The 13,137-nt window shown below is 29.3% G+C and carries 11 protein-coding genes and 1 pseudogene; 9 read left to right on the top strand and 3 right to left on the bottom strand.

Going from position 1 to position 13,137, the window contains the following annotated elements:
• Position 1: 1 nt before the first annotated feature.
• The 5 genes from mutS to ACJDU8_RS12540 all read left to right on the top strand — a co-directional run bounded on the left by mutS (position 2) and on the right by ACJDU8_RS12540 (position 7,285).
• Positions 2 to 2,593 (top strand): DNA mismatch repair protein MutS, encoded by a 2,592-nt coding sequence (gene mutS / locus ACJDU8_RS12560; protein ID WP_406792491.1) that lies wholly within the window; start codon positions 2 to 4, stop codon positions 2,591 to 2,593.
• A 34-nt stretch (positions 2,594 to 2,627) separates the two neighbouring features.
• Complete coding sequence (gene mutL / locus ACJDU8_RS12555) at positions 2,628 to 4,526, top strand: DNA mismatch repair endonuclease MutL (RefSeq protein WP_406792490.1); 1,899 nt, start codon at positions 2,628 to 2,630, stop codon at positions 4,524 to 4,526.
• A 12-nt stretch (positions 4,527 to 4,538) separates the two neighbouring features.
• Entirely contained in the window at positions 4,539 to 5,477 is a 939-nt protein-coding gene (gene miaA, locus ACJDU8_RS12550) for a tRNA (adenosine(37)-N6)-dimethylallyltransferase MiaA (RefSeq protein WP_406792489.1), read from the top strand.
• 144 nt (positions 5,478 to 5,621) lie between these two features.
• Positions 5,622 to 5,870, top strand: a complete 249-nt coding sequence (gene hfq / locus ACJDU8_RS12545) for an RNA chaperone Hfq (protein WP_406792488.1) — start codon at positions 5,622 to 5,624, stop codon at positions 5,868 to 5,870.
• 134 nt (positions 5,871 to 6,004) lie between these two features.
• Positions 6,005 to 7,285, top strand: coding sequence for a methionine gamma-lyase family protein (locus ACJDU8_RS12540; protein WP_406792487.1), 1,281 nt, complete (start codon positions 6,005 to 6,007; stop codon positions 7,283 to 7,285).
• An 18-nt stretch (positions 7,286 to 7,303) separates the two neighbouring features.
• Here the strand turns inward: ACJDU8_RS12540 and lexA are convergent, their stop codons facing one another.
• A complete protein-coding gene (gene lexA / locus ACJDU8_RS12535) occupies positions 7,304 to 7,912 on the bottom strand; it encodes a transcriptional repressor LexA (protein ID WP_406792486.1) in 609 nt (202 codons plus the stop codon).
• A gap of 191 nt (positions 7,913 to 8,103) precedes the next feature.
• Here lexA and ACJDU8_RS12530 point away from each other — a divergent pair, with 191 nt between their 5' ends.
• Positions 8,104 to 8,499 (top strand): hypothetical protein, encoded by a 396-nt coding sequence (locus tag ACJDU8_RS12530; RefSeq protein ID WP_406792485.1) that lies wholly within the window; start codon positions 8,104 to 8,106, stop codon positions 8,497 to 8,499.
• 61 nt (positions 8,500 to 8,560) lie between these two features.
• On the opposite strand, the gene ACJDU8_RS12525 is transcribed toward ACJDU8_RS12530, so the two are convergent.
• Both ACJDU8_RS12525 and ACJDU8_RS12520 read right to left on the bottom strand, forming a co-directional pair.
• Positions 8,561 to 9,130 (bottom strand): tyrosine-type recombinase/integrase, encoded by a 570-nt coding sequence (locus tag ACJDU8_RS12525; RefSeq protein ID WP_406792522.1) that lies wholly within the window; start codon positions 9,128 to 9,130, stop codon positions 8,561 to 8,563.
• A 222-nt stretch (positions 9,131 to 9,352) separates the two neighbouring features.
• Positions 9,353 to 9,451 (bottom strand): annotated as a pseudogene (locus ACJDU8_RS12520) (recombinase XerC); the annotation flags it as partial.
• 692 nt (positions 9,452 to 10,143) lie between these two features.
• Here ACJDU8_RS12520 and ACJDU8_RS12515 point away from each other — a divergent pair.
• From ACJDU8_RS12515 to ACJDU8_RS12505, 3 genes are read left to right on the top strand one after another with little or no spacing between them, the layout of a single operon-like run.
• On the top strand, positions 10,144 to 11,043 hold the full coding sequence (locus tag ACJDU8_RS12515) for an acyl-CoA dehydratase activase-related protein (protein ID WP_406792484.1): 900 nt from the start codon (positions 10,144 to 10,146) through the stop codon (positions 11,041 to 11,043).
• Entirely contained in the window at positions 11,040 to 12,137 is a 1,098-nt protein-coding gene (locus ACJDU8_RS12510; RefSeq protein WP_406792483.1) for a 2-hydroxyglutaryl-CoA dehydratase, read from the top strand. The genes ACJDU8_RS12515 and ACJDU8_RS12510 overlap by 4 nt, the downstream gene beginning before the upstream one ends.
• Positions 12,118 to 13,077 (top strand): acyl-CoA dehydratase activase, encoded by a 960-nt coding sequence (locus ACJDU8_RS12505; RefSeq protein WP_406792482.1) that lies wholly within the window; start codon positions 12,118 to 12,120, stop codon positions 13,075 to 13,077. Before ACJDU8_RS12510 ends, ACJDU8_RS12505 begins: the two co-directional genes overlap by 20 nt.
• The last annotated feature ends 60 nt before the right edge of the window (positions 13,078 to 13,137 follow it).

Below are 13,137 nucleotides of genomic sequence, written 5' to 3'. Positions count from 1 at the left end.
GGTGGGGCTAACTCCAATGATGAAACAGTATATGGAAATAAAAGAAAATCATAAAGACTGTATACTGTTTTTTAGATTAGGTGATTTTTATGAAATGTTTTTTGATGATGCTAAAATAGCAGCTTCAGAATTAGAACTAGTTCTTACAGGAAGAGAATGTGGATTTAAGGAAAAAGCTCCTATGTGTGGTATACCTTATCATGCTGCAAATTCATATATAGGAAGGTTAGTAAGTAAAGGATATAAGATAGCCATATGTGAGCAACTGGAAGATCCTACACAAGCTAAGGGTATTGTAAAAAGAGGAATTATTAAAGTAATAACTCCAGGAACCTATACGGATGCTACTTTTTTAGAGGAAAATAAAAACAATTATATAATGTGTTTGTACATAAATGATGAACATACTAATTGCGCACTATGTTTTGCGGATATATCTACGGGAGAGTTTAATTGTACAGACACTCCTTTTAATTTATCCGTAATTTTAGATGAAATATGTAAATATTATCCGAAAGAAATATTGATTCAACAGGATATAGATTCTACTATACTAAAGGGCATAGAGGAAGTTTTTAACGAATCATTTAGTAAATTAAATGAATGTTATTTCTCAAAAAATGAAGAAGAAATATTAAGCAAACAGTTTAAAGATTTGAATTTAAAAGAATATACGCCTGAAGCTATAAAATGCTGTGGTTCTCTTTTAAAGTATGTGCAGGAGACTCAAAAGACAGATCTTTCACATATAAATAAATTTCAATATTATAATATAGTAGATTATTTAACTATAGACAGCAATTCTAGAAGAAATTTGGAGATTGCAGAAAATCTCCGGGAAAATAAAAAAAAGGGTTCCTTATTAGGGGTTATAGATAAAACTAATACTTCTATGGGAGGAAGACAGCTTAGGAAATGGTTGGAACAGCCCTTGATAGATAAAAATAGAATAATTGAAAGATTGAATTCAGTAGAGGAAATTTCAAACAATATATGTTATCAGGAAGATTTAAGTGAGGCTTTAAAGAACATATATGATATTGAGAGATTAGTAGGAAAAATATCCTCAAAAAGTGTAAATGCAAAGGAATTAAATTTTTTAAAAAATTCTATAGAAAAAATACCTGATGTAAAATCTATATTGGTTAATTTTAAAACAGACTTATTAAAAAATATGTATGAAAATCTGGATGAATTAAAAGATATTTATTCATTATTAGATAAAGCTATAATAGATAATCCATCTATTTCCCTTAAAGAAGGTAACTTAATAAAAGAAGGATATAATAGTGAAATAGATAAGTTAAAAGTAGCAAAAATTAGGGGAAAGGACTGGATAGCTTCACTTGAAAGTAGGGAAAGAGAACTTACTAATATAAAATCTCTAAAAATAGGTTACAATAAAGTATTTGGATACTACATAGAAGTAACTAAAAGTAATTTGAGTCTGGTGCCAGAACATAGGTATATAAGAAAGCAAACCTTAGCAAATGCAGAAAGATACATAACTCCAGAACTAAAAGAGATGGAAGATAAGATTTTAGGAGCAGAGGAAAAGCTAATATATCTGGAATATAATACTTTTATAGAAGTAAGGAATAAAGTGGAAGAAGAAGTTAATAGAATGCAGAATTCAGCCAGAATAATTTCAGAATTAGATTGTTTAACGTCTCTTGCAAAGGTTGCTGTGGAAAATAATTACTGTAAGCCTGAAATAACTCTTTCAGATAAGATATTTATAGAAGAAGGGAGACATCCTGTAGTAGAGAAAATGATTCCTACAGGAGAGTTCATATCTAATGATACAAATATTGATACTTCTGAAAACCAGCTTCTTTTAATAACTGGACCTAATATGGCAGGAAAATCTACTTATATGCGGCAGGTAGCTTTAATTACTATTATGGCTCAAATAGGTAGTTTCGTACCGGCTAAAAATGCCTCAATATCCATTTGTGATAAAATATTTACGAGAATAGGTGCATCAGATGATTTAGCTTCAGGAAAAAGCACATTTATGGTTGAAATGTGGGAAGTTTCAAATATATTAAAAAATGCCACCAATAAAAGCTTAATATTATTAGACGAAGTAGGTAGAGGAACGAGCACTTATGATGGATTAAGTATAGCTTGGGCTGTAATAGAATATATATGTAAAAAAAATCAGCTCAGATGTAAGACTTTGTTTGCAACTCATTATCATGAATTGACCAAATTGGAAGGTAAAATAAAAGGGGTAAAAAATTATTGTGTGTCTGTTAAAGAAGTTGAAAATACTATAGTTTTTTTGAGAAAAATTATAGAAGGAGGGGCAGATCAATCCTACGGTATTGAAGTAGCAAAACTTGCAGGGCTTCCAGAAGAAGTTTTAGAAAGAGCCAGGGAAATATTGAATAATCTGGAGAGTGGAAAAGTAAAAGAAACAAATTTAAAAGAAAGAAAAACTGTTAAACAAGGTGAACAGTTAAAATTTTTAGATATTGAAAAAGAAAATTTAATAAATGAACTTAAGGGTATAGATATACTGAATATGACCCCTATGGATGGATTTAATAAACTTTATGATATAATAAAGAGAGTTAAGTCTATTTAAAAAAATATTTTTCAATATAAAGGATTGATTTGTAATGAAAAGAATAAATCTTTTAGATATAGATACCTCTAATAAAATTGCTGCCGGTGAAGTAGTTGAAGGTCCTTCTTCTGTGATAAAAGAGCTAATTGAAAATAGTATAGATTCAGGTGCTAAAAATATTACTGTGGAAATAGAAGAAGGAGGTCAAAAATCTATAAAGATAACAGATGATGGATCAGGAATACATCCTTTAGATATAGAAAAAGCATTTATGCCCCATGCTACCAGTAAAATAAGCACTTTGGAGGATATAAATAAGATATATAGTATGGGATTTAGGGGAGAAGCTTTATCCAGTATAGCAGCTGTATCTAATGTAATTCTTAAAAGCAGGGTAGAGGAATTTAATTGCGGCAAGGAAATTTGTATAAGTGGCGGAAATTTAGAATATATACAGGATGCAGGAAGTAATTTAGGAACTACAGTTTTAGTAAAAGATCTGTTTTTTAACGTACCTGCCAGGCAAAAATTCTTAAAATCTCCAAGTAGAGAAGGAGCTAATATTTCTGATATTGTAAATAGGCTTTCTCTAGCTAATCCTAATATAATGTTTAAATTTTTTAAAGATAGTAAAAAGTCTTTAGTCACCTATGGTAGTGGAAATGTAATGGATGCTATAAGGTGTGTATATGGTAAAAATGTATATGAAAATATAATACCCATAGAAAGCCATAGTGATGTGGTTTCAATTTATGGGTACATAGGTAATTCAGAAGTAAGTAGGGGAAGTAGGAATAATCAAAGTATATTTGTAAATAAAAGATATGTTAAAGATAAATCTATAACTGCTGCTGTAGAAAAAGCTTTCAAATCATTTTTGACTGTTAATAAATTTCCTTTTTTTATATTGTTTTTAGATATATTCCCGGAATTTGTAGATATAAATGTACATCCGGCTAAATGGGAAATAAAATTCAGTGACTCAAGAATGATATTCAAGTTTGTATTTGATGCGGTTCATATGGCTCTCAGAGAGAGCTTAAAAGACTCTTTTAATATTGATACAGAAGATGTTCTGAAATTCAAAGAGGAACAGCAAAAAATAGAAAAAATTCAAATTCCCATTGATTTTAAACCTTCAAATAGCGAAAGCTATATAATAGAAGAGGAATATGGCAATAATAAAAAACAGTACAATAACTCTGGTGAAGATAACAGGATTTTTTTAGAATCCAAATATGATTTAAATAAGAATAATATTATAAAAGATACAAAAGACTGTTTTTATGAAAATGTTAATGATAATATAGAAGAAAAGATTAAGTTAAATATTTCCAAAAAAGAAGCCGAAGAAGAAACTAAAATTCCTAAGCTTCCGGCTTTTAAAATAATTGGACAGTTTAACTATACTTATATAATAGCAGAGGCTGGCAGTAATTTATATATTATAGACCAACATGCAGCCCATGAAAAAATTCTTTTTGAACGGTATAAAAATAGTATACAAAGAGAGAACGTAGTATCTCAAGTATTAATTACTCCAGTAGTTATGGAGCTTACAGTTAAAGATTATGTTTATTATATAGAAAATGAAGATATATTTAAGAAGGTTGGATTTAGTGTGGAGTTATTTGGAAATAATACTATAAATATAAGAGAAGTTCCTGTAATACTTGGAAAACCGGATATTAAAAACTTATTTATGGATATGATAGACAATTTAAAGAATATGGGTTCTGGAGATACCTGGGAGGTAAAATATCTTTCCATAGCTGCTCTTGCCTGTAAAGCTGCAATAAAAGCAAAACATAACTTATCAATACTGGAAATGGAGCATTTACTTCAGGAGTTAAGATTTATAGAAGAACCTTTTACTTGTCCTCATGGGAGACCTACTATAATAAAGTTTACCTTAAATGACTTGGAAAAAAAATTTAAGAGAATACAGTAGGAGAGAGAAATCATGAAAAATTTATTTATACTGACAGGACCTACTGCAGTGGGCAAAACTGATATATCCATAGAACTTGCTAAAAACCTAAATGGAGAAATAATATCTGCAGACTCTATGCAAATATATAGGTATATGAATATAGGTTCTGCAAAAATTACAAAAGAGGAAATGCAGGGAATTCACCATCATTTGATAGACGTTATTGAGCCGGATGAGAGTTTTAATGTTTCCAAATATAAGAGTTTAGCTCAAAAAACAATAGAAGAAGTATATAACAAGAACAAATTTCCCATGGTAGTAGGAGGTACGGGACTTTATATAAACTCTCTTATTTTTAACTATAATTTTACCGATGCGAAGGTAGATATAGGTTATAGAAATTACTTACAAAATTTAGCTGAAACGCAAGGAAAGTGCCATTTACATTCTCTTTTAAAAAATGTAGATAGTGAGTCTTATGAGAGACTGTATCCTAATGATTTAAAAAGAATTATACGGGCATTAGAAGTATATAAGCTTACAGGAAAAACTATAGGTGAATTTAGTGATAGAGCTAACCTGTATGATATACCCTATAAAATAGGTTATTTTGTACTTAATATGAATCGTAATGAATTATATGAAAGAATAAATAGAAGAGTTGATATAATGATGGAACAAGGACTTATAGATGAAGTTAAAAAATTGAAATCCATGGGATATACAAGTGATATGCAGTCTATGAAGGGCATAGGATATAAAGAAGTAATGGGATATCTAGATGGAGAAATATCTTTAGATGAAGCTATATACTTAATTAAGAAAGGAAGCCGGAATTATGCAAAAAGGCAATTAACCTGGTTTAGAAAAGATGAAAGAGCTATATGGGTAAATAAGGATGATTTTAATTCAAATAAAGAAATAGTAAATTATATCCTTAATAGATTTAGTAACTTGTTAAAATGCTAAACATTGATATAATATATATTATATCAAACATTTTTTTCTAAAATAAAAAATAAGTACCAGTACTATTAATTTCTTTATAAAACTAAGGAAATTTTATAATATTTATAAAATCAATATAAATAAAAATTACGGAGGGAGAAAACTATGAGTAAACCAGCTAATAATTTACAGGATATCTTCTTAAATGGTGCCAGGAAAAATAAGATTCCGGTTATTGTATATCTAACCAATGGTTTTCAGATTAGAGGGATTGTAAAAGGTTTTGATAATTTTACGGTTATATTAGAGTGTGATGGCAAACAAATGATGGTATATAAACATGCACTTTCTACTATTACACCATCAAAATCAATTCTATTTAATACTCCTGTTGGAACAGATGACAGATCATAAATAACTAGTTGTGTTCCAGAATTATTATGGTAAAATATATAGAAGCTATTTTGAAAAGCCATATATAGAAAAGGAATAGGCAATTTCCTATTCCTTTTCTATGTGTTATATTAAACATTTAGGAGGTAATGATTTTGCTAGATATAACCAAAGACAAACTTAAAAATACATATAAAATAAATGAAAAAGTAATTTTCCTATATGAGAAAGCTTTAGAAGATATCAAAAGTGAATTTATATATTATGATGAAATAAGAGAATATAATCAAATAAAAGTTTTAGACGCCTTTCAACAGGAGGGCATAAGTGAGTCTCATTTTACTAACTCATCTGGTTACGGATATGGGGATATAGGTAGAGATACATTGGATAGGGTGTATGCTAGAATATTCAATTCGGAAAGTGCACTGGTGAGACCTCATTTTGTAAATGGTACTCATGCACTTTGTTGTGCTATTTTTGGTAATTTACGTCCAGGAGATACTATGCTATCTATCTGCGGCACTCCTTACGATACATTACATAATCTAATAGGTACACATAGCCATAAAAAAGTCGGCTCTCTTAAAGAATATGGTATAAATTATGATCAAATAGATTTAACTTCAGATGATAAAATAGATTTTAAAAGTATAGAAAAATATTTAATAAAAAATAACAAGGTAAAATTAATTCATATACAGAGATCTACCGGCTATGGCTGGAGGAAATCTTTTTCCATATCAGAAATTAGAGATATGATAAATTTTGTAAAACAAATAAACCCAGAATTAATATGTTTTGTAGATAATTGCTACGGGGAATTTGTAGATATAATGGAACCTACAGATGTAGGGGCCGATTTAGTAGCAGGATCACTTATAAAAAATATAGGTGGTGGTATAGCACCTACAGGAGGATATATTGCAGGAAAAGAAGAATATGTAACGCAGGCATCCTACAGGCTTACAGTACCTGGAATAGGCGGGGAATGTGGTTCAACTTTTGGAGTAATGAGACTTTTATATCAAGGGTTATTTTTAGCTCCTCATGTTTCTATAGAGGCAGTAAAGGGCGCTATTTTTTGTGCCAGAATTATGGAATTAGCAGGATTTGAAGTTTTGCCTAAATACAATGATAGAAGAAGTGATATAATACAGTGTATTAAATTTAATAATAAAACAAAATTAATAGATTTTTGTAGAGCTATTCAAAAATCATCCCCTATAGATTCTTTTGCATTATGCGAACCTTGGGATATGCCAGGATATTCAGATCAGGTTATAATGGCTGCAGGAGCATTTATACAGGGAGCTTCTATCGAATTATCTGCTGATGCTCCTATAAGAGAACCTTATATAGCATATCTTCAAGGTGGACTAACTTTTGATCATGCTAAAATAGGGATACTTATGGCTTTATCAAGTATAGTCTAATAGCAGCTTAGTTCACAGTTAATATCTTCTATATAAACCTATTAATTTTCCAATTATTTCGCAATGTTCTACTATAATAGGAGACATATTTTTATTTTCTGGCTGTAATCTTATATGATCTTTTTCTTTGAAAAATCTTTTTAAAGTGGCTTCATTTTCAATAAGAGCTACCACTATGTCTCCATTTTCTGCGGAATGTATTCTTTCTATTACAGATAAGTCTCCGTCTAGTATACCTGCATCTTCCATGCTTTCTCCCTTCACCTTAAGCATAAATATTTCTTTATTATTTTTTACATAGTCTATGGGAAGGGGGAAAAAATCTTCTATATTTTCTACAGCTAAAATAGGTAAGCCAGCAGTTATGGTACCTATAATAGGAACTTCTATCATTTCTTTTTTTATATGAGATTTTTCAATAATTTCTATAGTTCTAGATTTAGTGGCATCTCTTTTTATAAATCCTCGTTTTTCTAGTTTTTCCAGATAACTGTGTACAGTAGAGGTAGATTTTAAACCTACGGCAGCACATATTTCTCTAACAGAAGGAGGATATCCTTTTTCTTTAATCTGGAATCTTATGAATTCATATATTTGAGATTGTCTATTACTACTACGTTCCGTCATAAAATAACACTCCTCTAATTTATTTATTCCAAGAATCACTTGAGTGAATTATATCATATAAGTTGACAAATAGCAAACTTATGTTCTATACTAGGGTTATTGGTTTTATAGGCAATGTTTATATAATAAATATTATGTAAATAATAAAAAAGTAAACCAAAAAAGAAATAAAAAGGGGCTTTGAGATATCTATGAATTGCTGTATATTTAATGAGAAAAAACTTTGTAATAATTGCAACGAATGCTATAAATGTGATTTAAATCCGAATAAAAAATGTAACAACTGCGGAGAATGTTTAGAAGTAGAAGGTTATGATACGAAAGCTATACAAATTGATACAATTATAGAGGATGAAGACGATCTAAAAGATTACGAAAGAGAAAATCCCGAAGTAATACTATCTGATGATGATACTCATATGAAAAATGATGAAAATAACAGTGAGCAACCTGAACAGGAGGTATGTATTGAATTTATAGATGATGTAGATGGTTTAAGAGAAATTCTAGAGGATAAGAATAAGTTTGAAAAAATGGCCTGTGAAGAATATCCAGGGCTAATAAGAATTATAAAAAGCAGACAATAAATATGTTTTATGTATACAGAAACAGAAATATTACCATAAACATTTCTGTTTCTGTATACACTTAGGAATCTATTTCTTCTTCATGGTTTAAAGGATTTGACTTTATTGCTTCTCTGAGTTTTTCATCATCCACATGAGTATATATTTGAGTAGTAGATACACTTTCATGGCCCAATATCTTTTGAAGACTTCTTATATCTACATTCCCATACTTATACATAAGTGTAGCTGCAGTGTGTCTTAATTTATGAGGGGTATATTTGTCACTATCTAACTGGGCTTTTTTTAAATATTTTTTTAACATAATCTCAACAGATCTCTTGTTTATTCTAGTGTAATTTTTACTTATAAAAAGGGCATCTTTATCTTTTATTTTAAGATAATACTCATCCCTTGAATTTAAATAGCTCTTTAATGCTTTTAAACAGGCTTCGTTTAAATAAATAGTTCTTTCTTTATTTCCTTTTCCTACTACAGTAAGAATATCGTCTTTAATATTAGATATATTTATGCTGCAGAGTTCAGAAAGTCTCATTCCACAATTTAAGAAAAAAGTTATAATACAATAATCTCGTTCTTTAAATTTGCCATCTATGGCATTTAATAAAATCTTACTTTCTTTTAAGCTCAAATAAATAGGATTTCTCTTATTTATTTGAGGGGATTCTAATTCTAAGGCAGGATTTTCGTTTATTATTTTGGCTTTACTGTATAAATATTTAAAAAAAGATTTTAATGAAGCTACTTTTCTAGCTCTAGTATAGCTTTTATTATTTCTATAATTCTCTGTAAAAGATATGAACGCAAATAAATCACTTAAAGTTATTTGTTTTATAAGTTCAATATCTATGTCATTTATCTTTATATCTTGAAACTCTGAGCCTTTTTTTACTAGTCCTCTATATAATTTTAAAAACCTAAAAAACATTGTTAAATCAACTTTATAACCATCTAGAGTATTGTTTGACTTGCCTTTAATAGTACCAAGATAGTTTAAAAAATCATTTAAGTATTTTGGGAGCTCTGGATTGTATATATGTGTTAAATTGTAGTGCATAAAAATTTCCCCTCTCTAAAAATAGATATAACTTCGCTAAATAATGATTTAGCGAAGTTATATATTCTACATTAGTCAGTAAAATTCCTTTAAAATACTTAAAATAATTTAGTTCAATAAGGAAATTACTAATAACATAACTCCCTCTATTATTTATTTATAGATGATTAAGCTGTTTAAAACTTTATAGTATTTTAAAAATTAAAATGACATCTTCTATTTTAAGCTTCCTCTTATATTATATAATTTATATGGTTATGAGCATTTTAAACTTTTTAGATTTAAACTTCAAGAAATAGATTTTGGGTTATTTCAGAGCTTATATGGTTTGTTGAAGGTTTACTTTTTTTATAGTTTACATAATATTTATTATATAAACTATAAAAATTATTACATATGCAATTGAATATTTTTCTATATTTGAGATAAAATATAGAAATGTATTACAAATATAGAATTTTTCAAGATTGGAGGTATGCTGCTAAAATTATATTCTATTTAGATTAAGCTCTTCTCCCCTACTTTAAAGAAGATGGGGTGTTAGTAATGGTAAAGTTCATATAAAATAAAGCAGCTTATATAAATATATGAAAATAGGAATTCCAAAGGGATTATTATATTGTAAATATCATATTTTTGCAGAAACTTTTTTTCAGGAATTGGGGGCAGAAATAATAACTTCTCCTGATACTAATAGATACATACTAGACATGGGAATAAAATATTGTGTGGATGAGGCATGTCTTCCCATAAAAATATTCCATGGCCATGTAGCTGCTATAAAAGATAAATGTGATATAATTCTCATCCCAAGAATAATGCAGCTAAAAAAGAATGAATTCATCTGTCCTAAATTTTGTGGACTGCCGGAAATGATATTAAATGATATTCCCAATATGCCAAAATCATTAACTTACCCTGTGTATGCTTTTTCTAAAAATAAACTTAGGAATTGGGCCTTAAACGCAGGTTTAATATTTAGCAAAAACCTTTTAGAAATAAATAAAGCTTGTAAAAAAGCTTTATTGGCTCAGGAAACTTATAAATCAGAATTAAGCAATATAAAATTTCCTACGAAAGTAGCCTTAGTTGGGCACCCTTATAATCTATATGATAGTTTTACAAATATGAATATAGTGAAAAAATTAAATAAATTAAAGATCAGCATACTTACTGAAGAAACTATAGATGAACACCAGATAGATAATGAAATCAGCCACCTATTCAAAAAACCCTTTTGGACATTTGCTAAAAATTCCTATGGCTTTTCTACTTATTTAGCAGAATCCAAGAAGATAGATGGAATTATATATATATCTTCTTTTGCTTGCGGCATAGACTCTATAGTAATAGAACTTATCAAAGATAGATTAAAAAACTTTCCATTCTTAGTATTAAAGATAGATGAACAAACTGGAGAAGCAGGGTTCGATACTAGAATTGAAGCCTTTTCCGATATGCTTGAAAGGAGATGTCAAAATTTATGAAGATAACCTTTCCTCATCTGGGAAATACATATCTTGCAGCAAAAGCTGTGTTTGATGGATTAGGAATTGACTACATAATACCACCTCTAAGTAATAAGAAAGCATTAGAAATAGGTGCACTATACTCACCTGAAGAAATTTGTCTTCCTTTTAAAATAATGATAGGAAATTATATTCACAGTATAGAAAAAGGTGCAGATACAATTTTAATAGTTGGAAGCTGCGGTCCTTGTAGATTTGGAGAATATTGCGAACTTCAAATAAATTTACTAAAGAAACTAGGATACAATTTAAATTTCATAGTTATAGATTACCCCAAAGACATAGGTATAAAAGAACTTATGCGCAGAATAATTTCAATTACCTCAAACAGTAAAAAAAGCACGGCAGAAAAACTTAAAATAGCAAGTCTGGGAATTAAGATAATAAATTTAATAGATAACATTGAAAGTAAAGCAAAGCTATTATCTGGTTATGAATTAAAAAAAGGAGAATGCAAAAATATACTAAAACAATGTAAAGAAAAAGCTTTTAAAAGCACCTCCCCAAAAGAAATGTTGTATATATTAAAGGAACACATGGAGAAACTAAATAAACTTCCCATATGCAAAAATAAAACTCCTTTAAAAATTTCTATAATCGGTGAAATATATACTATTATAGAACCCTTTTCAAACCTGTTTATAGAAGATAAACTCATGGATTATGGAGTATCAACAGTAAGGTGTATCACTCCAAGTTGGTGGATTAAAAATACAGCTCTCTCTGCATTAAATTTAAATTCACTGAATATAAGGAGAGCCTCTAAGGAATATCTGCCCTTTTATATAGGCGGTCATGCCAGAGAATGTATAGGAGAAGCTGTTTTAGCAAATGAAAAAGGCTTTGACGGTGCAATTCAGATTTTTCCCATGGGATGTATGCCTGAAATTGTATCAAAGTCTATACTTCCCACTATATCAAAAGATAAAAATTTTCCTATATTAACCTTAATAGTTGATGAAATGACTGGGGAAGCTGGGTATATTACCAGAATAGAAGCTTTTTTAGATTTACTTGAAAGGAGAAAAAACAATGTATTATATGGGAGTTGATGTAGGTTCTGTAAGTACAGATATTGTAATAGTAGATGAAAATATAGCTGTACTGGATTCTCTATATCTTAGAACAAAAGGAAGGCCTATAAATGCAATTCAAGAAGGCTTTAGACTACTGAAAAATAAATATAAAAATACAGATATAAAAGCTGTAGGTACTACTGGCAGCGGTAGACAAATTGCATCTTCCATTATAGGAGCTGACGTAACAAAAAATGAAATAACTTCTCATGCTATAGCAGCTTTAAATCTGAACAACCGTGTAAAAACTATAATAGAAATAGGCGGCCAGGATTCTAAAATAATAATTTTGAGAAATGGTATTGTTTTAGATTTTGCAATGAATACAGTATGCGCCGCCGGAACAGGTTCTTTTCTTGATAGGCAAGCAGAAAGACTGGATATTCCTATTGAAGAATTCGGAAATTATGCTTTGAAATCTACCTGCCCTGCCCGAATAGCTGGAAGATGTGCCGTATTTGCAGAATCAGATATGATACACAAACAGCAAATGGGATACAGTAATTCTGACATAATAAAAGGCCTTTGTAATGCTTTGGTCAGAAATTATTTAAACAATGTAGCAAAAGGCAAAGATATAGAATCCGAAATATTTTTTCAAGGTGGAGTTGCCGCAAATATAGGTATGAAAACTTCTTTCGAGGAGATATTGGGTAAAGAAATAACAATACCAAAAAACTTCAAAGTAATGGGTGCTATAGGCGCAGCTATTCTTGCTAAAGAATATTTGAAAAAAAACAATATTCCTACTAAATTTAATGGATTCGACTTAGCTAATATAGATTTTATATCCCGAAGCTTTGAATGCACAGGATGTTCTAACAGATGTGAAGTAGTAAAAATACTAAACACAAAAGAAACAATAGGTTTTTTCGGAGGAAGATGCGAAAAATGGAACAAAACTATTTCTGCATAGAAATTTCTATGCAGAAATAGTTTTGTTCCATTATAAATTTGACAAAACATAAATTTATAA

The organism is Candidatus Clostridium eludens (assembly GCF_045310515.1).
Taxonomy (GTDB): Bacteria; Bacillota; Clostridia; order Clostridiales; family Clostridiaceae; genus Clostridium_B; species Clostridium_B eludens.
This window is presented reverse-complemented; position numbering and strand designations above follow the sequence as displayed.